The 23,542-nt window shown below is 39.2% G+C and carries 21 protein-coding genes and 1 tRNA gene; 18 read left to right on the top strand and 4 right to left on the bottom strand.

What is annotated here, in order from left to right; translation table 11 throughout:
* Window positions 1-417: 417 nt before the first annotated feature.
* Entirely contained in the window at window positions 418-960 is a 543-nt protein-coding gene (locus tag HMPREF2987_RS02615; protein WP_075229214.1) for a GNAT family N-acetyltransferase, read from the top strand.
* Between the two features lie 45 nt (window positions 961-1,005).
* On the opposite strand, the gene HMPREF2987_RS02610 is transcribed toward HMPREF2987_RS02615, so the two are convergent.
* The 4 genes from HMPREF2987_RS02610 to HMPREF2987_RS02595 all read right to left on the bottom strand — a co-directional run bounded on the left by HMPREF2987_RS02610 (window position 1,006) and on the right by HMPREF2987_RS02595 (window position 5,730).
* Complete coding sequence (locus HMPREF2987_RS02610) at window positions 1,006-2,088, bottom strand: M24 family metallopeptidase (RefSeq protein WP_075229213.1); 1,083 nt, start codon at window positions 2,086-2,088, stop codon at window positions 1,006-1,008.
* A gap of 114 nt (window positions 2,089-2,202) precedes the next feature.
* Window positions 2,203-2,985 carry a lipid II isoglutaminyl synthase subunit GatD gene (gene gatD / locus HMPREF2987_RS02605; protein WP_075229212.1) on the bottom strand — a complete coding sequence of 261 codons (783 nt, stop codon included), beginning with the start codon at window positions 2,983-2,985 and terminating at the stop codon, window positions 2,203-2,205.
* Window positions 2,985-4,328 carry a lipid II isoglutaminyl synthase subunit MurT gene (gene murT, locus HMPREF2987_RS02600; protein WP_075229211.1) on the bottom strand — a complete coding sequence of 448 codons (1,344 nt, stop codon included), beginning with the start codon at window positions 4,326-4,328 and terminating at the stop codon, window positions 2,985-2,987. Before murT ends, gatD begins: the two co-directional genes overlap by 1 nt.
* Window positions 4,329-4,413: 85 nt before the next feature.
* Complete coding sequence (locus HMPREF2987_RS02595; protein WP_075229210.1) at window positions 4,414-5,730, bottom strand: FAD-containing oxidoreductase; 1,317 nt, start codon at window positions 5,728-5,730, stop codon at window positions 4,414-4,416.
* 341 nt (window positions 5,731-6,071) lie between these two features.
* Between HMPREF2987_RS02595 and HMPREF2987_RS02590 the strand changes: the two genes are divergently transcribed.
* The 17 genes from HMPREF2987_RS02590 (at window position 6,072) to HMPREF2987_RS02515 (ending at window position 23,454) form a co-directional block, all read left to right on the top strand.
* Window positions 6,072-7,649: a degradosome RNA helicase CshA gene (locus tag HMPREF2987_RS02590; protein ID WP_075229209.1), complete on the top strand. Its 1,578-nt coding sequence runs from the start codon at window positions 6,072-6,074 to the stop codon at window positions 7,647-7,649.
* Between the two features lie 270 nt (window positions 7,650-7,919).
* A complete protein-coding gene (codY, locus tag HMPREF2987_RS02585; protein ID WP_075229208.1) occupies window positions 7,920-8,708 on the top strand; it encodes a GTP-sensing pleiotropic transcriptional regulator CodY in 789 nt (262 codons plus the stop codon).
* Window positions 8,708-9,283 (top strand): cysteine hydrolase family protein, encoded by a 576-nt coding sequence (locus HMPREF2987_RS02580; protein WP_070459159.1) that lies wholly within the window; start codon window positions 8,708-8,710, stop codon window positions 9,281-9,283. Before codY ends, HMPREF2987_RS02580 begins: the two co-directional genes overlap by 1 nt.
* Before the next feature lie 81 nt (window positions 9,284-9,364).
* Window positions 9,365-9,450, top strand: a tRNA-Leu gene (locus HMPREF2987_RS02575).
* 291 nt (window positions 9,451-9,741) lie between these two features.
* Window positions 9,742-10,353, top strand: coding sequence for a CPBP family intramembrane glutamic endopeptidase (locus HMPREF2987_RS02570; RefSeq protein ID WP_075229207.1), 612 nt, complete (start codon window positions 9,742-9,744; stop codon window positions 10,351-10,353).
* A 125-nt stretch (window positions 10,354-10,478) separates the two neighbouring features.
* Window positions 10,479-11,756 (top strand): ABC transporter permease, encoded by a 1,278-nt coding sequence (locus HMPREF2987_RS02565; RefSeq protein WP_075229206.1) that lies wholly within the window; start codon window positions 10,479-10,481, stop codon window positions 11,754-11,756.
* Window positions 11,757-11,769: 13 nt separating this feature from the next.
* Window positions 11,770-12,417, top strand: coding sequence for an ABC transporter ATP-binding subunit Vex2 (vex2, locus tag HMPREF2987_RS02560; protein WP_075229205.1), 648 nt, complete (start codon window positions 11,770-11,772; stop codon window positions 12,415-12,417).
* 47 nt (window positions 12,418-12,464) lie between these two features.
* Window positions 12,465-13,844 carry an ABC transporter permease subunit Vex3 gene (gene vex3, locus HMPREF2987_RS02555; protein WP_075229204.1) on the top strand — a complete coding sequence of 460 codons (1,380 nt, stop codon included), beginning with the start codon at window positions 12,465-12,467 and terminating at the stop codon, window positions 13,842-13,844.
* Between the two features lie 70 nt (window positions 13,845-13,914).
* Window positions 13,915-14,571: a response regulator transcription factor VncR gene (gene vncR / locus HMPREF2987_RS02550; RefSeq protein ID WP_075229203.1), complete on the top strand. Its 657-nt coding sequence runs from the start codon at window positions 13,915-13,917 to the stop codon at window positions 14,569-14,571.
* Window positions 14,568-15,878: a sensor histidine kinase VncS gene (gene vncS, locus HMPREF2987_RS02545; protein WP_075229202.1), complete on the top strand. Its 1,311-nt coding sequence runs from the start codon at window positions 14,568-14,570 to the stop codon at window positions 15,876-15,878. The genes vncR and vncS overlap by 4 nt, the downstream gene beginning before the upstream one ends.
* 156 nt (window positions 15,879-16,034) lie before the next feature.
* Window positions 16,035-16,916, top strand: a complete 882-nt coding sequence (locus tag HMPREF2987_RS02540; protein ID WP_033688381.1) for a class II fructose-bisphosphate aldolase — start codon at window positions 16,035-16,037, stop codon at window positions 16,914-16,916.
* A 178-nt stretch (window positions 16,917-17,094) separates the two neighbouring features.
* Complete coding sequence (locus tag HMPREF2987_RS11205) at window positions 17,095-17,250, top strand: hypothetical protein (RefSeq protein ID WP_257375033.1); 156 nt, start codon at window positions 17,095-17,097, stop codon at window positions 17,248-17,250.
* Window positions 17,251-17,714: 464 nt separating this feature from the next.
* The gene (locus HMPREF2987_RS02535; protein ID WP_075229201.1) at window positions 17,715-19,412 is read left to right on the top strand and encodes an AAA family ATPase; all 1,698 of its coding nucleotides are present in this window, start codon (window positions 17,715-17,717) and stop codon (window positions 19,410-19,412) included.
* Complete coding sequence (mcrC, locus tag HMPREF2987_RS02530; RefSeq protein ID WP_075229200.1) at window positions 19,409-20,467, top strand: 5-methylcytosine-specific restriction endonuclease system specificity protein McrC; 1,059 nt, start codon at window positions 19,409-19,411, stop codon at window positions 20,465-20,467. The genes HMPREF2987_RS02535 and mcrC overlap by 4 nt, the downstream gene beginning before the upstream one ends.
* A gap of 387 nt (window positions 20,468-20,854) precedes the next feature.
* On the top strand, window positions 20,855-21,847 hold the full coding sequence (locus HMPREF2987_RS02525; protein ID WP_075229199.1) for an ABC transporter ATP-binding protein: 993 nt from the start codon (window positions 20,855-20,857) through the stop codon (window positions 21,845-21,847).
* 1 nt (window position 21,848) lies between these two features.
* Window positions 21,849-22,667: an ABC transporter permease gene (locus tag HMPREF2987_RS02520; RefSeq protein WP_075229198.1), complete on the top strand. Its 819-nt coding sequence runs from the start codon at window positions 21,849-21,851 to the stop codon at window positions 22,665-22,667.
* 1 nt (window position 22,668) lies between these two features.
* Window positions 22,669-23,454 (top strand): ABC transporter permease, encoded by a 786-nt coding sequence (locus HMPREF2987_RS02515; protein ID WP_075229197.1) that lies wholly within the window; start codon window positions 22,669-22,671, stop codon window positions 23,452-23,454.
* Window positions 23,455-23,542 lie beyond the last annotated feature (88 nt).

Raw genomic sequence — 23,542 nt, 5'->3', positions numbered from 1 at the left:
CCTTGAGCTTAGAAACGAGAAAGCGAGGCAGGTCTGTAACTTGAAGAGTTCGATTTCGTTGACTCACCCCCGCAAGGCTGACTAGGTTTGAAAAAGTTTGGGAAAACGTATTTCAAGCCAGACAGCTACTGCGTCATGAATTAGAGGGAACTGTTATTATCTCAATGTTTGTGAGTATAGTTTTTACCTTGAGCTTAGAAACGAGAAAGCGAGGCAGGTCGGTAACTCGAAGAGTTCGATTTCGTAGTCACACCCCCGCAAGCCAGACAGCTACTGCGTCATAAAATTAGAGGAAACTGTTGTTTTCTCAATGTTTATGAGTAAAGTGTTTTTACCCTGATCCTAGAAATAAGAAAACTAAGAAGGTCCAGTGGACCTTTTTAGCTTGAACATTCAAATAGAAAGCGAGTTACGATTATGAAAGCACTAGGTACACAAATTATAGAAACTGAACGATTGATTTTGAGGAGATTTGTGGAAGGTGATGCTCGAGCCATGTTTGATAATTGGGCTTCACGCTCAGAAAATCTAACTTATGTGACTTGGAATCCACACCTGAATGTCGAACAGACTCGAAATTCTATTGGCAATTGGGTAAAATCCTATGACAATCCAAATTACTACAAATGGGCCATTAGTCTCAAAGAAAATCCAGACTATGTCATTGGAGATATTAGTCTGGTCAGTGTGGATGAAGAAAACTCTAGCTGTGAGATCGGATATATCTTAGGAATGGACTACTGGGGACGAGGACGCATGACAGAAGCCTTGAAAGCAGTTTTATCATACTGTCTGGATGAGATTGAATTTAAAGAGGTTAATGCCTGCTATGCAAGTTTAAACCCAGCATCTGGTCGTGTGATGGAAAAGGCTGGTATGACTTTTTGGAAGACGATTCCAAATGCAGTTGAACGAAAAGGTTATATCGCTGATAAAATTTATTATCAAATCAAAAAATAAGATGGAAAGTTAAGCTTTTCCATCTTATTTTTTGTAATATACTTTTTAATCAAAATAAAGCAAATCTTTGCTGGTACTTGTAAAGAGGTCGAAGCCATCCTTCGTAACAACACCGCAGTCTTCGATACGGACACCGACTTTACTAGGAATATAGATACCAGGTTCAACAGAGAAGCACATGCCTTCTTCGATAACCATGTCGTTTCCTTCCATGATAGATGGGAATTCGTGGACATCCATACCGATGCCATGACCGAGACGGTGATTGAAGTACTCACCGTAGCCAGCTTTTTCGATCACTTCACGAGCCGCACGGTCAACCTCATGGGCAGTTACACCAGGTTTGATAAAGTCAAGGGCAGCTTGTTGAGCTTCTAGAGTCAAGTTGTAAATATCTTTCTTGAATTGGTCAGGTTTACCAACAGCGACTGTACGAGTCATATCTGATGCATAACCATTCACCATCACACCGAGGTCAAAGAGGAGAAGGGCATTGTTTTCAACCTTGTTAGCTCCAGGAATACCATGTGGATTCGCAGCATTATCACCAGTCAAGACCATGGTATCAAAGCTCATTTCATAGCCTTCACGTTTCATAGCGAAATCGATTTGCGCAATGATATCAGTTTCCGTATTATCAAGAGAGATATTGTCAAAACCAACTTTAACAGACTTGTCGGCGTAAACACCTGCAACCATCATCTTTTGCACTTCGTCTGCTGATTTGATCAAGCGCATGCGTTGGATCAATGGAGTCAAGTTCTCAAATTCAGCAGTTTCAAAGACAGTTTTCAAACCGTGATATTTAGTCAAGATGAGATTGTCAAACTCAACTGCTACACGTTTGAAATCAAGCTGTGGCAAGGCGTTTTGGATTTTCTTCCAAGGGTTTTCAGAGTCCACGTAGCCAACTACTGGGAAAGAGACAGTGCTAGTCGCACGTTCAACCTCAAGTGCTGGAACGAAGAGAAGCGGTTCCTGATCTGCAAGGACAAAGAGGAACATCTGGCGTTCGTGTGGATCACTGTAAAAGCCAGTGAGGTAATTAATTGTGACGGGGTCAGACACGACAGCGACGTCTAGCTTTTCTGATTCAAGATAAGTTAAGATTTGTTGTAATTTAGACATATGCTACCTTCTTTCTACCCCTCTATTTTTGCAAAAATTAGTAGAAAATGCAAGGGAGAAGGGGAAATGAAGGTAAAAAAATTCCAACAGCCGAAGCAAGTTGGAATCTAAATATTAGTTAAAATCTGCTTTGCTTTTAACATCGCCATATTCTTCAGCAATTTCTTGGCTGAGAATGTCTTCGTAAGCTGGAAGGACAAGATCCTGACCGTATTTCTTTTTGAGGGCAAGAGTTACTAGGCGATAAGCGAGATTGGCATTTCGGGAGAGGATAGGTCCGTGGAAGTAGGAACCAAAGACATTTTTATAGTGAACACCTTCACCGACCTTTTCTTCATTGTTTCCATTTCCGTAAACAACCTGACCGAGCGGTTTTTGGTCATCTGAGAGGAAGGTACGGCCTTGATGATTTTCAAAACCGTAGTAGGTTTCATCGAATTCTTCATTATGAATTTTAATGTCACCGATAAAGCGGTTGTTGGTTTGGTTAAGGGTGTAATGTCCCATGACACCTAGACCTTCGATGCGTCTTCCAGAAGCTTCAATATAGTATTGGCCTAATAGCTGGAAGCCACCACAGATAGCAAGAACAATCCCATCATTTTGGATAAAGTTGTCAATGCTCTCTTTTTTATCTGGCAAATCACCAGCAATGATGCTCTGTTCAAAGTCCTGGCCACCACCGAAAAAGGCGATGTCGTAGTGATTTTCATCGAAAACATCATGAAGTGAAACGATGTCAACTGTCACATGGGCCCCAAGCTTTTCAGCTACGTACTTGAGCATGAGGATATTCCCATTATCTCCGTAGGTGTTCATGAGGTTGCCGTAGAGGTGGGCGATATTTAGTTGATAAGGATAAATGCCGTCTTTTGAGGAAAGTGAAGTATAAACCATTAGTTCATCTCCTTTCTAACAAGCTGACGATTGGCCAGTAGTTCTCTGAATTCTAGCATAGCCGTATAAGTCGCAAGGATATAGGCATGCTTGCAGTCTTGAGCTTCGATCGTTTTAAGAACTTGTTCCAGGCTACTTGTTTCAGTGATCTTGTCAGCTGGATAGCCAGTAACACGTAGACGACGAGCAATTTCAGAATGACGAACTCCACCCGCATTGATTTCAGGAATGTCCATATCAGTAATTTGCTCAAAGTCAGCATCCCAAATCCAGCTGGTATCAATCCCGTCTGCATAGTTAGCATTGAGGAGAACAGATAGACTAAATGGGTAAGGAGCTAGTTTGATCATTTCGATGGCCTGGGTAGCACCAACAGGATTTTTAATAAGAACCAGTGTGCATTCCTTGTCACCAATCTGGAAGGTTTCTTGGCGTCCAAAAACTGCACGACTCTTGTCAAATCCTTGCTTGATTAGTTGTGGCTCAGCTCCGAGGAAGCGGGCAATAGCGACAGCAGCCAGAGCATTGTAGATGTTGTAGAGACCACCGATTTGAATACCGTATTCTTGGCCGTCGATAACAAAACGAGAGCGATTGTTGGTTAACTCAACAAATTCTGTCAGACGGTAATCCAAGTCAGGGCGTTTACATCCACAATTTTCACAGATATAGGCCCCCAAGTTGGCATAGGTATTAAGCTCATACTTAAGAATGCTATGACATTCAGGGCAGAGGATACCTTCGGTATTGTAGTGAGCCAGTTGTGCTGGTCCTTTTTCCAAATCAAAGCCAAAATACTGAACAGGATTTGGGAAAGAGCGCTTGTAGAAAAGTGGACTATCACCATTGAGTAGGACAGTAGCAGTTGGTACTTTCCGAATGGCATCCAAAATCATGTTATAGGTTGTATAAATTTCACCGAAACGATCCATCTGGTCGCGGAAGATATTGGTGATGACGAAGAGACTTGGCTGGATGTAGTCACAGATACGAGAGAGACTAGCTTCATCGATTTCAAGGACAGCTATGTTCTTGCCTGTTTTAGAGGATTTTGCTGTCAAGAAGGTGGTGGTAATCCCTGTAATCATGTTGGCACCACTTGGATTGGTCAAAACTTGGCCATAGACTTCGTTTAAAATACCGACAGTGAGGGCGGTTGTCAAGGTTTTTCCATTGGTACCAGTAACTACGACAATCTCGTAGTTCTTTGCTAAATGTTGTAAAATATCTTTATCAAATTGAAGGGCAAGTTTCCCAGGGAGCGTACTTCCACGTCCGAGACGACTCAAAATAAAGTGAGAAGAACGTCCAGCAAGGAGCCCAAAAGTAGTTTCTAGTTTCATGTTTCTATTATATCATAAAAGCTGAAAAAGACAGATTTGAGATTTTAGAAAAAGAAAAACAGCCCAAGGAGGGCTGCTTGATTAACTAAATCGCAAACAAGTCATTCAAATTCTCAGCCAAGGTTGGGTGAGTGAAGATTTGTTTTGTGAAGTAAGTGTATGGGATTTTGTTGTCCATAGCAACAGTAATAATGTTGATGATTTCTTGTGATCCTTCTGAAAAGATGCTTGCTCCGAGAATCTCTTTAGTTTCAGTGTTGACAACAGCTTTGAAGGCTCCACGAAGGTCACCATTTACATGACCACGAGGCATAGCAGCAACAGGGATTTCCTTAACAGCGTATGGAAGTTTCAAATCAGCTGCTTGGCTTTCAGTCAAACCAACTTGTGAAAGTGCTGGTGTGATAAACATGGTGTTTGGAACATTAAGACGGTCTTCAAGTGTGTAACTGCCATCACCAGCAAGGTAGCTGTAAACAACACGAAAGTCATCTAGTGAAATGTAGGTAAATTGAAGTCCACCGTTGACATCTCCGACTGCAAAGACACCAGGAACGTTTGTTTGACAATGTTTGTCCACCTTGATAGCACCACGTTCAGTTAGTTGGATATCTGTATTTTCAAGTTGAAGTGGTTCTACATTTGGTTTACGTCCAGTTGCGTAGAGAAGGGCGTCAAAACGGTAGGTTTCATTTTCAGTCACAACAAGAACTTGGTCACCATCGTTTTTGATTTCAGTAGTATGGATGTTTTGAAGCAGTTCAATGCCGTCTTCTTCCATGTATTGTTTAGCAAGAGCAGCAATAGAAGGTTCTGCGCGAGGCAAGAAAGTGTCCATTGCATCTAAGACTGTTACCTTGCTTCCGAGTTTGTTGTAAAGACCAGCAAACTCAAGACCAATGTTTCCACCACCAAGAATTCCGAGTTTTTCTGGTAATTGTTCCAAGTTTTGGATACCTGTTGAGTCAAAGACATTCTTGCTGGTCGCAAGACCTGGAATTGATAAAACGTTTGAAACAGCACCAGTGTTGATAACAATTGTTTCAGCTGTTAGTTCTTGTTTTTCGTCACCTGCTTGAATTTCGATGACCTTGTTTGAAACAAAGTGGGCTTCGGCATCAATGATATCAACTCCAGTACCAGCGATCGTAGCATAGTTTTTACCATTGAGACGACTGGTAATCGTATTTTTTGTTGCCATAACCTCGTCAAATGACAAGTCCTTTTCTGCAGCAACTAACAAGGTTTTAGTTGGAATACAACCAATGTTGATACAAGTTCCACCGTACATAGCCTTGTTGCGCTCGATAAGGGCAACTTTTTTACCAGCTGAAGCTAGTTTCCCAGCAAGAGTTTTACCTGCCTTACCAAATCCAATAACAATTAAATCGTATGTTAACATTTTTAAATCCTCCTGTTTGATTTCATTCTAGCACAAGAAAAAAATAATTTCACAAATCTGCTACGGAAAAAAATATTGGACTAAATTAGTCTTACGAAAGCTTTTGAGAATCAAGTTCAAAAAATAGAAAAATCGTTTACATGATTTAATCAGAGGGTCTGACTATCTTTTAACCATTTCTTGTGTTATACTAGATAAGTTGCAAAGAAAGCAGTACTTTTCTTTTGTGGAAAAGAAGCAACACGATCTTTCATAGAAGATATGAAAATACGTCATGAAAAGAAAAGTATAAACTAAGTGCTATAGGGTGGCTTCGCACCACCTTTAGAAAGAAGAAAAACGTGAAATTTAATGAATTTAACTTGTCTGCTGACCTTTTAGCAGAAGTTGATAAAGCAGGATTTGTGGAAGCAAGTCCTATCCAAGAGCAAACTATTCCTTTGGCTCTTGAGGGAAAAGATGTTATCGGTCAAGCACAGACTGGTACAGGGAAAACAGCGGCCTTTGGCTTGCCAACCCTTGAAAAAATTCGTACAGAAGAAGCAACTATCCAAGCCTTGGTCATTGCACCAACTCGTGAACTTGCAGTTCAAAGCCAAGAGGAGCTTTTCCGCTTTGGTCGAAGCAAGGGAGTCAAAGTTCGTTCAGTCTATGGTGGTTCAAGTATTGAAAAACAAATCAAGGCTCTTAAATCAGGGGCTCATATCGTAGTAGGAACGCCTGGTCGTCTCCTAGACTTGATTAAACGAAAGGCCTTGAAATTGCAGGACATTGAAACTCTCATCCTTGACGAAGCAGATGAGATGCTCAACATGGGATTCCTTGAAGACATCGAAGCAATCATCTCTCGTGTACCGGAAAATCGTCAAACCTTGCTCTTTTCAGCGACTATGCCAGATGCTATCAAACGTATTGGTGTTCAGTTCATGAATGAACCTGAGCATGTGAAGATTGCTGCTAAAGAATTAACAACAGAATTAGTAGACCAGTACTATATCCGTGTAAAAGAACAAGAAAAATTCGACACCATGACTCGTCTTATGGATGTTGATCAACCTGAGTTATCAATCGTTTTTGGTCGTACCAAACGTCGTGTAGACGAGCTAACTCGTGGGCTTAAAATCCGTGGTTTCCGTGCAGAAGGTATCCATGGAGATTTGGACCAAAACAAACGTCTTCGTGTCCTTCGTGATTTTAAAAATGGTAACCTTGATGTCTTAGTTGCAACAGACGTTGCAGCACGTGGATTGGATATCTCAGGTGTAACTCATGTTTACAACTACGATATCCCACAAGACCCTGAGAGTTATGTTCACCGTATTGGTCGTACAGGTCGTGCAGGTAAGTCAGGTCAATCTATTACCTTCGTTTCACCTAATGAAATGGGTTACCTCCAAATCATTGAGAACTTGACTAAGAAACGTATGAAAGGTCTCAAACCTGCAAGTGCAGAAGAAGCCTTTCAAGCTAAGAAGCAAGTAGCTCTTAAGAAAATTGAACGTGATTTTGCTGATGAAGCTATTCGTGGAAACTTCGAGAAATTTAGCAAAGATGCCCGTAAATTAGCAGCTGAATTCAGTCCTGAAGAATTGGCTATGTACATTCTTAGCTTAACAGTTCAGGATCCAGATAGTCTTCCAGAAGTTGAGATTGCACGTGAAAAACCACTGCCGTTTAAACCTTCAGGTAATGGATTCGGTGGGAAAGGTAAGGGAGGTCGTCGTGGAGATGACCGTCGCGATCGTGAACGCCGTCGTGACAATCGTCGTGGTGAACGTCGGGATGATTTCAAAAAAGGCAGTCGCAAAAACGACCGCTTTGATAAGGAAAAACGTTACCGTAAGGACAATAAAAAACCTCGCACAACATCTAGCGAAAAGAAAACAGGCTTCGTTATTCGTAACAAGGGCGATAAATAATAAAAAAAGCGGTTCACTGAGGTGGATCGCTTTTATATATAAGGAGACCGAGAGTTACGAAAAATCAATACTAGAAGTCATATCTATATATTTGTTATCTTGTAATATTATATTATCAAAAACCGAGAGACCTGTCAACAAGAAAATTGAAAAAAAATATAAAAAATTGCAAATGTAAGAGAATTGCAATGCAATAAGCAATTTTCAGATAATTATTGAAATAAAGACAGTTTTGTGATATAATGGAAGCGATTAAATACGAGGTGAAAAATGGCACATTTATTAGAAAAAACGAGAAAAATCACATCTATCTTAAAGCGTTCGGAGGAGCAACTACAGGATGAACTTCCCTATAATGCCATTACACGTCAATTAGCCGATATCATCGACTGCAATGCTTGTATCGTCAATAGCAAGGGGCGTTTGTTGGGCTACTTTATGCGCTATAAAACAAACACCGATCGTGTAGAGCAGTTCTTCCAAACAAAGATTTTCCCTGAGGACTATATCCAAGGGGCAAATATGATCTACGATACGGAGGCCAACCTCCCTGTGGAACATGATTTGACTATTTTCCCAACTGAAAGTCGTTCAGACTTCCCAGATGGTTTAACAACCATCGCTCCAATCCACGTTTCTGGGATTCGATTGGGTTCTTTGATTATTTGGCGAAATGACAAGAAATTCGAAGATGAGGATTTGATCCTTGTTGAGATTGCCAGCACGGTGGTTGGTATTCAGCTTTTGAACTTCCAACGTGAAGAAGATGAGAAAAATATCCGCCGTCGCACAGCAGTGACTATGGCGGTCAATACACTATCATATTCTGAATTGCGTGCAGTCTCTGCGATTTTAGCAGAACTAAATGGCAAAGAAGGACAATTGACAGCTTCAGTTATCGCAGATCGCATTGGTATTACTCGTTCAGTGATTGTCAATGCTCTTCGGAAGCTCGAATCAGCAGGGATTATTGAAAGTCGTTCATTAGGTATGAAGGGAACTTATCTAAAAGTTTTAATCCCAGATATTTTTGAAGAAGTGAAAAAGAGGGACTATTAATGGCTAAGGCTTTAATTTCGATTGACTATACAGAAGATTTTGTAGCGGATCATGGAAAATTGACAGCAGGAGCTCCTGCTCAAGCAATATCAGAAGCAATCAATCAGGTAACTAGATTAGCATTTGACCGTGGAGATTATATTTTCTTTACCATTGATGCTCATGAGGAAAATGATGTCTTTCATCCAGAAAGTAAACTATTTCCCCCTCATAATCTGATTGGGACTAGCGGGCGTAATCTATATGGTAAGTTAGCTGAATTTTATCAGGAACAGGCCCAGGATAGTCGTGTTTTCTGGATGGACAAACGTCACTATTCGGCTTTTTCTGGCACAGATTTGGATATCCGCCTGAGAGAGCGTCGCGTGGATACAGTCATCTTAACAGGTGTTCTTACAGATATTTGTGTCTTGCATACGGCTATCGATGCCTATAATCTTGGGTATCAGATAGAAGTTGTCAAACCAGCAGTCGCATCCATTTGGCCTGAAAACCACCAGTTTGCACTTGGACATTTTAAGAATACATTAGGAGCGAAACTCCTTGATGAAAACCTAGTTGAAATCAAAGAATAATGTATTCAAAAAAACTGAAAAAAATCTGAAAAAAGTGTTGACAAAGTTTGTGAAAGTTGATATACTAGTAAAGTAATCGACGCGGGGATGGCGGAATTGGCAGACGCGCAGGACTAAGGATCCTGTGACCGCTTTAGGTCGTGAGGGTTCAAGTCCCTCTCTCCGCATAGGATAAGAGCTGGCAATTGCTAGCTCTTTTTTTGTTGGAATGCATAGCAGTAAACCTACAGGAGAAGAATACCTTTTTCTTGTAGTTTTTTTCTTTCAATTCAAAAAGTGCTATAATAGAGATAGAAAAGATGGCAAAAGTTCAGTTTTGAAAAAATTAGAGAGGTAGTAGTGTAGAAAAGTTTAATCTATCCTAGTTTATAAGGGTTCTTATCGGAAAGCTTTCATAGTTAAAGACTTGTATTTCCTGATTTAAAATAAGTATTTCAAAAATGTAAAGGGGGATTACGATGGTTAATGAACTTCAACGAATAATGAGCGCCTTTATTCAAATTCTCTTTATTATTTTACTACCTTCTATCTGGTGGTTTCTGACTGTGAGGGTTCAAGTCCCATTTATGGAATGGATTGGTTTAAAATCTATTAAAAGGGATAAAGATTATTATCTAATTACATGGATAATTGGTGGTTTTCTCTTGTTTACCATTTTTTATATGCTTGTCTTTCCTCTAACACGTAGTATAGAAACGGCTACTTCGACTTTTTCTGGTATGGGCTATAAGGCTTTACCAAGTATTCTAATTTATAGTATTTTGCAAACATCTTTGCCAGAGGAACTGCTATTTAGAGGATTTCTACTGAAACGAATGGCAAATTACATGCCGTTTGTCTTTGCAAATACGATACAGGCTATCGCTTTTGCATTGCTTCATGGAGTATTATTTGCTTCAGTAGTAAGTTTAGAAGTCACTTTTTTCATTATATTTTTTACTGGAGCAATAGCAGCTTATCTTGGTTTTGTTAATGAAAAGAAAGCTGGAGGCTCCATTTTAACAAGTTGGATCATACATGCACTAGCTAACATCCTGTCTGGTTTAGTTGCTGCATTTTCTCTGTTTTAATCTGGAGGATTTATAAATATAAAGTCAGTAGAAATACTGGCTTATTTTATTTCAAAAATTTTTCTTATTTCATAAACATTTCATATTTGGATATTATAATAGTCTTACAAATATGGAGGTGCTATATGAATCCCACTCAAAGAGCTTGGGCTTACGTCAGCAGAAAACGACTGAGAAGTCTCATATTATTCTTGATTCTATTTGTCTTATTGGCTGGAATATCGGCTTGTTTGACGCTTATGAAGTCCAACAAAACAGTAGAAAATAATCTCTATCGCTCACTGAATACATCTTTTTCAATTAAAAGAATAGAAGCAGATCAGACTTTTCAACTGTCTCAACTAGATGACCTTAAAAAAATACAGGGACTTGAGGAGATTTCTCCAGAGCTTGAAACAATAGCTAAGTTGACTGACAAAGAAGTGGTTACTGGAGAACAAAGTATCCAAAGGGATGATTTGACAGAAGCTGAAAAGAATCTCATCAGTTTAATTGCTTTGAAAGATTCTTCCAAGGATGTTTCTTTTACAAGTTCTGCCTTTACCCTCAAAGAAGGAAGGCATTTAGAAAAAGGAGATAGCAAAAAAATCTTAATCCATGAAGATTTAGCAAATAAAAACAATCTAAAGATAGGAGATAAGATTAGCTTAAATCCTGGTCAAGTAGAAGGAAATAGTGGACAAAGGCTAGACTATGAAATCGTAGGTATTTTCTCAGGTAAGAAGCAAGAAAAATTCACTGGTCTTAGCTCAGATTTTAGTGAAAACACGGTCTATACAGACTTCGAAAGTAGCCAAACTCTTCTTGGAAATAAGGAAGATCAAGTCACTGCAGCCCGTTTCTATCTAGAAAATCCCAAAGATATGGATGGCATCATTCAAGAGGTTGAAAAGTTATCTCTGGAAAAACAAGGCTTTCAAGTTGAAAAGGAAAACAAGGCCTTTGAACAAATCAAGGATTCCGTTTCGACCTTCCAAACCTTCCTCCAAATTTTCCTTTATGGCATTATGATTGCTGGGGTAGGAGCGCTGGTATTGGTCTTGTCCCTTTGGTTACGAGAGCGAGTCTACGAGGTTGGTATTTTATTGGCACTAGGTAAGGGAAAAAGAGAAATCTTTAGCCAATTCTGCCTGGAAGTTATCCTGGTTTCATTGGTAGCTATCCTACCTGCATTTGTGGCTGGAAATGCCATTACTTCCTATCTTTTAAAAACTGTACTAGCAAGTGGCGATCAAGCCGCACTACAAGATACGCTAGCAAAAGCGACTAATCTTTCAACCAGTATTCTATCATTTGGAGAATCTTATATTTTCCTACTTATAATTAGCTGCTTGTCAGTTGCACTTTGTTTCCTATTTTTATTTAGAAAATCACCTAAGGAAATTTTATCATCTATTAGTTAATGAAGGAGAAATCATGACTTTACTACAATTACAAGATCTTACTTATCGTTATAAAAACATTGCAGAAGCAGTCTTATATAAAATCAATTACGATTTTGAACCAGGCAAGTTTTATAGTATTATCGGAGAATCAGGAGCTGGGAAGTCAACACTCTTGTCTCTCTTAGCAGGACTTGATAGTCCAGTCGAAGGTGCTATCCTATTCGAAGGCAAGGATATTCGTGAACAAGGTTATTCTTATCATCGCATGCACCATATTTCGCTAGTTTTCCAAAACTATAACCTGATTGATTATCTTTCTCCATTGGAAAATATCCGCTTGGTTAATAAAAAAGCTAGCAAAGATACCCTTCTTGAACTTGGTTTAGATGAAAGTCAGATCAAGCGGAATGTTCTCCAATTATCAGGTGGACAGCAACAACGGGTTGCCATTGCTCGTAGTCTTGTATCTGAGGCGCCAGTGATTTTAGCAGATGAACCAACAGGAAACCTAGATCCTAAGACTGCTGGGGATATTATTGACCTGCTCAAATCTCTTGCTGAGAAAACAGGCAAGTGTGTGATCGTTGTGACCCACAGCAAGGAAGTAGCACAGGCGTCAGATATTACACTTGAATTGAAGGATAAGAAACTGACTGAAACAAGAAAAAATAGTAACTAAAACTTTTAAACATATTAAAAACTGAAGTAAATCTAGAAAGGAATCTTATGTTACACAACGCATTTGCCTATGTCACAAGAAAATTTTTCAAGTCGCTTGTGATCTTTCTTATCATTCTCTTGATGGCTAGTTTGAGTTTGGTCGGCTTGTCTATCAAGGGGGCGACAGCTAAGGCTTCTCAGGAAACCTTTAAAAATATCACCAATAGTTTTTCTATGCAAATCAATCGTAGAGTCAACCAAGGAACTCCACGTGGTGCAGGGAATATCAAGGGTGAAGATATCAAAAAAATTACCGAGAATAAGGCTATTGAATCCTACATCAAACGGATTAATGCTATCGGTGATTTGACAGGCTACGAATTGATTGAGACACCTGAAACCAAGAAAAATCTAACGCCAGATCGAGCTCAACGTTTTGGAAGTAGCTTGATGATAACAGGAGTCAATGACTCTTCTAAAGAAGACAAGTTTGTGTCAGGCTCTTACAAACTGGTCGAAGGTGAGCATTTAACAAACGATGACAAATACCAGATTCTCATGCACAAAGACTTGGCTGCTAAACATGGCTGGAAAGTTGGCGACAAGGTCAAACTGAACTCCAATATCTACGATGCAGATAATGAAAAAGGAGCCAAGGAAACAGTAGAAGTAACGATCAAAGGACTTTTTGATGGACATAACAAATCTGCTGTAACCTACTCACAAGAACTTTATGAGAATACAGCTATCACAGATATTCACACAGCAGCCCAACTCTATGGTTATACAGAAGATACAGCTATTTATGGAGATGCTACCTTCTTTGTAGCTGGAGATAAGAATCTAGATAGTGTCATGCAAGAATTAGGGTCTATCAACGGCATCAACTGGAAGATGTATAGCTTGATTAAGAGTTCATCTAACTATCCTGCACTTGAACAATCTATCTCAGGCATGTACAAGATGGCTAATCTTCTCTTCTGGGGTAGCTTGAGCTTCTCTGTTCTCCTGCTTGCTCTCTTACTCACGCTATGGATTAACGCTCGTCGTAAAGAGGTTGGAATTCTCCTTTCAATTGGTCTAAAACAAGCAAGGATTCTAGGACAATTTATCACAGAAGCAGTTATGATTGCAATCCCAGCACTAGTTTCAGCTTACTTCTTAGCTAACTATACTGCTCGTGCCATTGGAAATACAGTGCTTGCAAATGTCACATCAGATGTGGCTAAGCAAGCTAGTAAGGCAGCCCAAGCCTCTAATCTTGGTGGTGGTGCAGAAGTGGACGGCTTTAGCAAGACTCTTTCAAGTTTAGATATATCCATTCAACCTTCTGACTTTGCCATTATCTTTGTACTTGGCTTGGTTCTAGTGGTACTAGTTATGGCACTTGCTTCAAGCAATCTCCTCTTTAAACAACCAAAAGAACTCTTGTTGGATAGTGAATAAAAAACCTGCTACCTATTCTCAGTCAAATGAGATATAATATAGGTAGCATTTTTGATAGAAAAGGATTTATATGAAAATTCTAATTGTAGAAGATGAAGACATGATTCGCGAGGGAATTAGTGACTATTTGACGGATTGTGGCTATGAAACCATTCAGGCAGCTGATGGCCTTGGGGCCTTAGAACAATTTTCCAATCACCAAGTTGCCTTGGTTCTCTTAGATATTCAAATGCCGAAACTCAATGGTTTAGAGGTTTTGTCAGAAATCCGTAAAAACAGCCAGGTTCCGGTCTTGATGTTGACAGCCTTTCAGGACGAAGAATATAAGATGAGTGCCTTTGCTGCATTAGCTGATGGTTATTTGGAAAAGCCTTTTTCCCTATCTTTGTTAAAGGTACGAGTGGATGCTATTTTCAAGCGTTATTATGATACAGGTCGTATTTTTACCTATAAAGATACCGAGGTAGACTTTGACAGTTATAGCGCCAAAGTAGCAGGTCAAGAAGTTGCAGTGAATGCAAAAGAGCTGGAAATTTTAGACTATCTGGTCAAAAATGAAGGTAAAGCATTAACTCGGTCGCAGATTATCGATGCTGTATGGAAGATGACAGATGAGGTTCCTTTTGACAGAGTGATTGATGTCTATATCAAGGAACTACGGAAAAAATTGGATTTAGACTGTATTCTTACCGTGCGCAATGTTGGTTATAAATTGGAGAGAAAATGAGACATTCAGGTTTATTTAAAAAGATTTTTATCTATACCTTCTCGGTATTTTCTACCTTAGTCATTTGTTTGCATTTGGCTATCTATTTCCTCTTTCCTCCGACCTATCTCACTCACCGTCAGGAAAGCATCGGGCAAAAGGCTACAGAAATTGCCCAGTCCCTCCAAGGAAAAGATAGTCAAGCTATTCAGGAAGTCCTTGAACTTTATTCTAAAAGCAGTGATATTAAGGGAGCTGTTAAGGGAGAGATGACTCAGGATAAGTTGGAAGTCAATGATAATCTTCCCATTGATAAACAACGACAAACGGCCTCCTTGGTTATTGAGGAAAGAGAAATTCAAACTAAGGATGGTCAGACGATGACCTTGCAATTCTTGGCATCTATGGATTTGCAGAAAGAAGCAGAAGACATCAGTCTTCAATTTCTGCCTTATACTTTATTAGCGTCTTTCATCATTTCGCTCCTCATCGCCTTTATCTATGCTAGAACCATTGTTGCTCCTATTTTGGAAATCAAACGAGTGACTCGACGGATGATGGATTTGGATGCAGAAGTGAGGTTGCGCGTGGATTCTAAGGATGAAATTGGCGATCTCAAAGAACAAATCAATAGCCTTTATCAGCATCTCTTGACGGTCATTGCAGACTTGCATGAAAAGAACGAGGCCATCCTCCAGCTGGAAAAGATGAAGGTTGAGTTTTTGCGAGGTGCTTCCCACGAACTGAAAACACCTCTAGCTAGTCTAAAGATTCTTCTGGAGAATATGCAAGCCAATATTGGTCGCTATAAAGATCGTGACCATTATCTGGGAATTTCTTTGGGTATTGTGGATGATTTGACTCACCATGTCCAGCAAATCCTATCGCTTTCTTCAGTGCAAGAATTGCGAGATAAGAAGGAAGAAATCAACCTTTTTGATATGACCAATCTCCTATTGAAGGACTATGACTTGTTAGCCAAAGAGAGAAAAATCACTGTAGAAAATCAACTCACTGACCAACAAACTTATCTAAATCCTTCGGTACTAAAGCTGATTCTTTCCAATCTTATCAGTAATGCTGTGAAACACTCTGTTCAAAGTGGTTATTTAAAAATTGGAGCAAAAGATGGTTGGGTCTTTATTGAGAACGCCTGTACACCTGAGGAGCAAGATAAATTTGAACAATCCTTCACGTCCTCTAGTCGACAAAGCAAGGGAGCTGGTTTGGGACTCTTCGTCGTCAAAAGTTTATTGGAAAACGAAGAAATTGACTATCGATTTGAAAGACATGATGATCACTTGGTATTTTACATGAACCTGCCTTAGAACAAGGATTAGGCCAAGTAGGAAAAGGTTTACATATCTGAAAATAGAAGAAATTCAATCGAAACCACGGGAAAAACTAGCTTTTTTTGCTAAAAAGTGATAAAATGAACAATGTAAATGGGATGTCCCATAAAAATATACAGGAGGCCTGATAAAATGGCAATCGTTTCAGCAGAAAAATTTGTCCAAGCAGCTCGTGACAACGGTTATGCAGTTGGTGGATTTAACACAAACAACCTTGAGTGGACTCAAGCTATCTTGCGTGCAGCAGAAGCTAAAAAAGCTCCAGTTTTGATCCAAACTTCAATGGGTGCTGCTAAATACATGGGTGGTTACAAAGTTGCTCGCAACTTGATCGCTAACCTTGTTGAATCAATGGGTATCACTGTACCAGTAGCTATCCACCTTGACCACGGTCACTACGAAGATGCACTTGAGTGTATCGAAGTTGGTTACACTTCAATTATGTTTGACGGTTCACACCTTCCAGTTGAAGAAAACCTTAAATTGGCTAAAGACGTTGTTGAAAAAGCACACGCTAAAGGTATCTCAGTAGAAGCTGAAGTTGGTACTATCGGTGGTGAAGAAGACGGAATCATCGGTAAAGGTGAATTGGCTCCAATCGAAGACGCTAAAGCAATGGTTGCAACTGGTATTGACTTCTTGGCAGCTGGTATCGGTAACATCCACGGTCCTTACCCTGCAAACTGGGAAGGTCTTGACCTTGACCACTTGCAAAAATTGACAGAAGCTCTTCCAGGTTTCCCAATCGTATTGCACGGTGGATCAGGTATTCCTGATGAGCAAATCCAAGCAGCTATCAAACTTGGTGTTGCTAAAGTTAACGTTAACACTGAATGCCAAATCGCATTCGCTAACGCAACTCGTAAATTTGCTCGTGACTACGAAGCAAACGAAGCAGAATACGACAAGAAGAAACTCTTCGACCCACGTAAATTCTTGGCTGACGGTGTCAAAGCTATCCAAGCATCAGTTGAAGAACGTATCGACGTATTCGGTTCAGAAGGTAAAGCTTAATCTAGCTGAACAATACAAAATGAAACCCGCCTGTGAAGGTGGGTTTTTTGCTATCCTCAATCTAGCGTAAAAAATGATATAATAAAGTAAATGTTGTGATTTTAAAGTCTCAACTGTGCTATTGATGGGAAAGAGTGATTCTCATGTTAGAAATCATGCTTTGAAAGGGAAGAAGGTTATGAGTTCAGCAGATTTTATCTTTTTAGATGGTTATGAAAATACAGAATTTGATATACAGGCATTCTGTGCTTCGCTAAGAGATAGGTATCCAGGTGTGACTATAAGAGAAGCTAGTAATCATGAAAAAGCCTATCGTCTATCGTGGGAAGACTAAAGTCCCGAGGTCACAGTCGAAAGTGCTTTGAAAAAAATGATGTCTTTGTTATAACCTACTTTGATTCAAAAAATCGGTTGCAGGCTTATGTCGCCTACATCTTTTGGTTTCGGAAATGGTTTTTACCTGAAGAGAAGGTTCCTTTTGTGATGAAGGCTACACGAAGATATTTCCTCTTTCTCACGATATCTCTACAAAGGAGATTGAAATGAGAACTCATAATGAAGAAAAAAGTGAATCAAATAGTTTCATTACTAAATCTCAACTGCTAAGAAAGCATCAATTGAGGCGATAAAGGTCGCCTTTCTGTGTGCTGTAAAAGTTTATTCAAGATAGTGAAATCTTTATTCATACATTTGTAGCAAGGTTGCATCGCATTGGAAAGGTTTTCGTGCTATAATATTAGTTAATAATATAAGTTAGTGCATCAAACATAACAAGGGATGTAGAATGTGAGGTTTAAAATGGAACAAGCAGGACAATTTGATTGGGTAGATTTTTATAAGGAATTTGCGTTTAAACTTGTGAGCTATAAAAAGAAAAGGGCAGAGCTCATCCAAAAGGTTAAGGCAATTTATCAAATGACGGGTATTTCAATGCCAACCTTGGACAAGGACAATAATATCATGGATATTGACCCTTTTACAATTTTTGGTCTATTCAATAAAGGGTTGAAAAATGAAAATCGGATTAAAATTTTGACTGCTATTGCAGAATTATTCGAATTATCCCATGACATTCCAACTTCATTCGACGGTATTCCCGTTCTCATTAACCAGAATGCGACCTATTATCTTTTTTATACAGATAGAGGAGATAGCGATATTGATGATTTGTGGGAGCTTTTTGTAACTGCATTAGCTTATTCCGAAGATCCATCATCTGAAAATAAGGAGATTTTTTCAGGCTATTTTAATAAAGTCATCAATAGAAAAAACAATGGCAATGCTAAAATTACGATGGGTTTATATTGGATTGCCTCCAATTCATTTTTGAATATAGATGGACCAAACAAGAAGTATATTTACAAATCCGGGAAATTACCTCTAGAATTAGTCCATAAACTCCCAAGGATCCATTCAAAGATTTCTGCATCAAACTATTTTTCTATTGTAGAATCACTTAAAAACTATTTAGATAGTCCACAATCTGAATTGAAAAACTTCAATGAATTGTCTTTTGCAGCTTGGAAGTATTCTAAGCCAGTGGAAAAAGAAGAACAAGTGAAAAATGAAATTAGTGAGAGTTCAGCACCTGGATATAAACTATCATCTGAAGACACTAAAGAATCAGAAAAAGTGGATACTAGCTATACAAGGGAAGATTTTCTAAAAGAAGTTTTTGTATCAGCAGAGGATTATCATCGATTGGCAACGATTCTCCGCCTTAAGAAGAACATCATATTGGAGGGGGCTCCGGGTGTCGGAAAAACCTTTATTGCTGATCGATTAGCCTACTCTCTGATGGGTGAAAAAGCGGTCGATAGGGTAAAGATGGTTCAGTTTCACCAAAGTTACTCTTACGAAGACTTTATTATGGGATTTAGACCTTCTGCCAGTGGTTTTGAACTAAGAAAAGGTCCCTTCTATCAATTTTGTAAACAAGCTGAGGGCGATGAAAGCAATGATTATTTCTTTATCATTGACGAAATTAATCGAGGAAATTTGAGCAAAATATTTGGTGAATTGTTCATGCTTATCGAAATGGATAAACGAGGAAGAGATCTACAGCTTCTCTATTCGGATGAACAGTTTTCAATTCCGGAGAACTTATACATTATTGGTATGATGAATACTGCCGATCGTAGCTTAGCCATGCTAGATTTTGCCTTGAGACGAAGATTTGCTTTTTTTGAGCTGAAACCAGGATTTGATTCGGATGGTTTTAAAGACTACCAATCAAACTTGCAGAATGATCAATTTGATACATTACTAAATACTGTGAAGCATCTAAATGAAATCATCGCTTCTGATGAAAGTTTAGGAGAGGGTTTTTGCATAGGCCATAGTTATTTTTGTAATTTAACACCGAATAGTATCGACCAACAAGTTCTTTCGAGTATTGTAGATTATGAACTGATACCTCTTTTAAAGGAGTATTGGTTTGATGAGCCCAGCTTAGTTAGGGAATGGACTAGCAATCTAAGGAGTGCGATTAAGTGATACCGATAAAGAATGTTTATTTCATGCTGACTTATGCATTTAAGGTTCTTAGGGGGCAGGGGTATCAGAAACTTGCCACAGAGGAATTCTGTCATACGGCTGATTTGATGAGTGCCATCTTGGCTAAAGGAATTAGCATACAACTTAAGAGGGGCTTGGGAAAGGAATACCTTTCCAAAATGGAAGAACTCTCTACACTAAGGGAAAAAATTGAGCTTACAGAATCAATCAAAAGTCAAAGTACTCTTGGGAAGAAAATATTTTGTACTTTTGAAGAGTTTTCAGTAAATAATAGGATGAACCGTACTATAAAATCAACGGTCAATCTTCTATTGAAAGCAGATATTTCCAAGGATAGGAAGAAAGAATTGCGGAAATTGATGGTTTTTTTCCGTGATGTTGAACCGATTGATTTGGAAACTGTTAACTGGAATCTGCAATACAATAAAAACAATCAATCTTATAGAATGATGATTGCCATTTGCTATTTAGTGGTGAAAGGTTTATTGCAAACGACATCAGATGGTAACATGAAGATGATGAGTTTCTTAGATGAACAACGAATGAACCGATTGTACGAAAAATTTATCCTTGAGTATTATAAAAAACATTACCCAGAATTGAATGCGAACGCAGCACAGATACCGTGGGCGCTAGACGACGATAGCGGTGAGATGCTTCCGGTCATGCAAAGTGATATTCAGCTTCAAAAAGAGAATGCCATCTTAATTATTGATGCGAAATATTATAAAAGTACAACACAGATGAATTTTAGAAAGTACTCTCTTCACTCAAATAATCTGTATCAGATTTTTACCTATGTCAAAAATAGAGAATATCAAAGTCAAGAAAATGGTAACAAAGTATCGGGCATGTTGCTGTACGCAAAGACTGATGAAGTGCTTCAACCGGACAATGTTTATCAAATGCACGGCAACCAAGTCAGTGTTCGGACTTTGGACTTAAATCTTCCCTTTAAAGAAATAGGAGATCAATTGGATACCATTGTTTTTTCACATTTTGGAGATGTCAAAAAAATCGATAAAACAGTGTGAGTATGAACAAACTTGCTTTTAAGAGATTCGACAAATTAGATAATCTATGCTTCCTCCCCACTCCGCAGAAAACACTTGTTTTCCTTAGATATTTGCACTACAATAGGGTGTTATTAGGGCTTTCTTTCCTTATGTTGAAAAAGAAGGCAGATTTTTGTGTGGTTTAAGGAAACGATTAAACTAGAATTTTTGAATAAAAATCCCACTTTAAGAGAGAAATCTCTAATTTCACAAATTTTAGGCAAACGCTTGCATTCCTTTTTTTATTGGACTATAATAGGTTGGTATAAATCCTTCTGTAATAATATTGAGAAGGTGTAGAAAGTAAGGATTTAGAATATTTGTAGTCAAAAATACAATGTTGTTTCTTACTAAAGGGAGATAGATATGGCAATGATAGAAGTGGAACATCTTCAGAAGAATTTTGTGAAGACAGTTAAGGAGCCGGGCTTGAAGGGAGCTTTGCGCTCCTTTGTTCATCCTGAAAAGCAGACCTTTGAAGCAGTCAAGGATTTAACTTTTGAAGTTCCAAAAGGGCAGATTTTAGGATTTATCGGGGCAAATGGTGCTGGGAAGTCGACAACCATCAAAATGCTGACAGGAATTTTAAAGCCGACATCTGGTTTTTGTCGGATTAACGGCAAGATTCCCCAAGACAATCGGCAAGATTATGTCAAAGATATTGGCGTAGTCTTTGGACAACGCACCCAGCTATGGTGGGATTTGGCTCTGCAAGAGACCTACACGGTCTTAAAAGAGATTTATGATGTGCCAGACTCGCTCTTCCATAAACGCATGGACTTTTTGAATGAAGTTTTGGATTTGAAGGATTTTATCAAGGATCCTGTGCGGACTCTTTCACTGGGTCAACGGATGCGGGCGGATATTGCGGCTTCCTTGCTTCACAATCCCAAGGTTCTCTTTTTAGATGAGCCGACCATTGGCTTGGACGTTTCGGTCAAGGATAACATTCGTCGAGCCATCACCCAGATCAATCAAGAGGAAGAAACAACCATTCTCTTGACCACTCACGATCTGAGCGACATTGAGCAACTTTGTGATCGGATTTTTATGATTGATAAGGGGCAGGAGATTTTTGATGGAACGGTGAGCCAGCTCAAGGAGACCTTTGGAAAGATGAAGACTCTTTCCTTTGAACTGCTACCAGGTCAAAGTCATCTCCTTTCTAACTATGAAGGCCTGCCAGATATGTCCATTGATAGACAAGGAAATACTCTCAACATTGAATTTGATAGTTCCCGCTACCAGTCAGCTGACATTATCAAGCAAACCCTGTCTGATTTTGAGATCCGCGATTTGAAGATGGTGGATACGGATATTGAGGATATTATCCGTCGCTTCTACCGAAAGGAGCTCTAAGATGGTCAAATTGTGGAGACGTTATAAACCCTTTATCAATGCAGGAGTTCAGGAGTTGATTACCTACCGAGTCAACTTTATTCTCTATCGGATAGGCGATGTCATGGGGGCTTTTGTGGCCTTTTATCTCTGGAAGGCAGTCTTTGACTCCTCGCAAGAGTCTTTGATTCAGGGCTTCAGTATGGCAGATATCACCCTCTACATCATCATGAGTTTTGTGACCAATCTGTTGACCAAGTCAGATAGCTCTTTTATGATTGGGGAGGAGGTCAAGGATGGTTCCATTATCATGCGCTTGTTGCGACCAGTGCATTTTACGGCTTCTTACCTCTTTACGGAGCTTGGTTCCAAGTGGTTGATTTTTATCTCTGTTGGATTGCCATTTTTAAGTGTCATTGTGTTGATGAAAATCTTATCTGGGCAAGGTATTGTAGAAGTGCTAGGATTAACTGTCCTTTATCTCTTTAGCTTAACTCTGGCTTATCTGATTAATTTTTTCTTTAATATCTGTTTTGGGTTTTCAGCCTTTGTATTTAAAAATTTATGGGGTTCCAATCTACTCAAGACTTCAATAGTAGCCTTTATGTCTGGCAGTTTGATTCCCTTAACTTTTTTTCCAAAGGTGGTTTCAGATTTTCTCTCCTTATTGCCATTTTCATCCTTAATTTACACTCCGGTCATGATTATTGTTGGGAAATACGATGCCAGTCAGATTCTTCAAGCACTTTTGCTACAGTTCTTCTGGCTCTTGGTGATGGTGGGCTTGTCTCAGTTGATTTGGAAACGAGTCCAGTCTTTTATTACCATTCAAGGAGGTTAGTATGAAAAAATATCAACGCATGCATCTGATTTTTATCAGACAATACATCAAGCAAATCATGGAATACAAGGTTGATTTTGTGGTTGGTGTGTTGGGAGTCTTTCTGACTCAAGGCATAAACCTCTTGTTTCTCAATGTACTCTTTCAACACATCCCCTCGCTAGAAGGTTGGACCTTTCAAGAGATTGCCTTTATTTATGGATTTTCCTTGATTCCTAAGGGCTTTGACCATCTCTTTTTTGACAATCTTTGGGCTCTGGGACAGCGCTTAGTCCGAAAAGGGGAGTTTGACAAGTACCTGACGCGTCCCATCAATCCCCTCTTTCACATTCTAGTCGAAACTTTTCAGATTGATGCCTTGGGCGAACTCTTGGTCGGTGGAATTTTACTAGCGACAACGGTGGCTAGCATTGCCTGGACTCTTCCTAAATTCCTGCTTTTCCTAGTCTGCATTCCTTTTGCGACCTTGATTTATACTTCTTTGAAAATCGCGACAGCCAGCATCGCTTTTTGGACCAAGCAGTCAGGTGCCATGATTTACATTTTCTATATGTTTAATGACTTTGCCAAGTACCCGATTTCTATTTACAATTCGCTCCTTCGTTGGTTAATTAGCTTCATCGTGCCTTTTGCCTTTACGGCCTACTATCCTGCCAGCTATTTCTTGCAGGACAAGGATGTCTTCTTTAATATTGGTGGTTTGATTCTGATTTCCCTTGTTTTCTTTGTTATTTCCCTCAAACTTTGGGACAGGGGATTGGATGCCTACGAAAGTGCAGGTTCGTAGGAGATAAGACAGGATGAGATTTAAAAATTAAGTATGTTACAAACAACCGTTGAAAATTATTGCGGTTGTTTTTGCATGTTTATTAAGA

Origin of the sequence: Streptococcus sp. HMSC067H01 (genome assembly GCF_001814775.1) — a bacterium.
In the GTDB taxonomy this organism is placed as follows: domain Bacteria; phylum Bacillota; class Bacilli; order Lactobacillales; family Streptococcaceae; genus Streptococcus.
The sequence above is the reverse complement of the archived record's forward strand: the minus strand, read 5'-3'. Positions and strand labels throughout refer to the sequence as shown.

What these genes read in the sequence shown, in the direction of transcription:
- gatD (WP_075229212.1), bottom strand. Translation starts at nt 2,985, where the DNA reads ATGGTTTATACTTCACTTTCCTCAAAAGACGGCATTTATCCTTATCAA.
- HMPREF2987_RS02610 (WP_075229213.1), bottom strand. Translation starts at nt 2,088, where the DNA reads ATGTCTAAATTACAACAAATCTTAACTTATCTTGAATCAGAAAAGCTA.
- vncR (WP_075229203.1), top strand. Translation starts at nt 13,915, where the DNA reads ATGAAAATTCTAATTGTAGAAGATGAAGACATGATTCGCGAGGGAATT.
- vex3 (WP_075229204.1), top strand. Translation starts at nt 12,465, where the DNA reads ATGTTACACAACGCATTTGCCTATGTCACAAGAAAATTTTTCAAGTCG.
- murT (WP_075229211.1), bottom strand. Translation starts at nt 4,328, where the DNA reads ATGAAACTAGAAACTACTTTTGGGCTCCTTGCTGGACGTTCTTCTCAC.
- HMPREF2987_RS02535 (WP_075229201.1), top strand. Translation starts at nt 17,715, where the DNA reads ATGGAACAAGCAGGACAATTTGATTGGGTAGATTTTTATAAGGAATTT.
- HMPREF2987_RS02525 (WP_075229199.1), top strand. Translation starts at nt 20,855, where the DNA reads ATGGCAATGATAGAAGTGGAACATCTTCAGAAGAATTTTGTGAAGACA.
- HMPREF2987_RS02520 (WP_075229198.1), top strand. Translation starts at nt 21,849, where the DNA reads ATGGTCAAATTGTGGAGACGTTATAAACCCTTTATCAATGCAGGAGTT.
- codY (WP_075229208.1), top strand. Translation starts at nt 7,920, where the DNA reads ATGGCACATTTATTAGAAAAAACGAGAAAAATCACATCTATCTTAAAG.
- HMPREF2987_RS02595 (WP_075229210.1), bottom strand. Translation starts at nt 5,730, where the DNA reads ATGTTAACATACGATTTAATTGTTATTGGATTTGGTAAGGCAGGTAAA.
- vex2 (WP_075229205.1), top strand. Translation starts at nt 11,770, where the DNA reads ATGACTTTACTACAATTACAAGATCTTACTTATCGTTATAAAAACATT.
- HMPREF2987_RS02615 (WP_075229214.1), top strand. Translation starts at nt 418, where the DNA reads ATGAAAGCACTAGGTACACAAATTATAGAAACTGAACGATTGATTTTG.
- HMPREF2987_RS02570 (WP_075229207.1), top strand. Translation starts at nt 9,742, where the DNA reads ATGGTTAATGAACTTCAACGAATAATGAGCGCCTTTATTCAAATTCTC.
- HMPREF2987_RS02580 (WP_070459159.1), top strand. Translation starts at nt 8,708, where the DNA reads ATGGCTAAGGCTTTAATTTCGATTGACTATACAGAAGATTTTGTAGCG.
- HMPREF2987_RS11205 (WP_257375033.1), top strand. Translation starts at nt 17,095, where the DNA reads ATGAGTTCAGCAGATTTTATCTTTTTAGATGGTTATGAAAATACAGAA.
- vncS (WP_075229202.1), top strand. Translation starts at nt 14,568, where the DNA reads ATGAGACATTCAGGTTTATTTAAAAAGATTTTTATCTATACCTTCTCG.
- HMPREF2987_RS02540 (WP_033688381.1), top strand. Translation starts at nt 16,035, where the DNA reads ATGGCAATCGTTTCAGCAGAAAAATTTGTCCAAGCAGCTCGTGACAAC.
- HMPREF2987_RS02515 (WP_075229197.1), top strand. Translation starts at nt 22,669, where the DNA reads ATGAAAAAATATCAACGCATGCATCTGATTTTTATCAGACAATACATC.
- HMPREF2987_RS02565 (WP_075229206.1), top strand. Translation starts at nt 10,479, where the DNA reads ATGAATCCCACTCAAAGAGCTTGGGCTTACGTCAGCAGAAAACGACTG.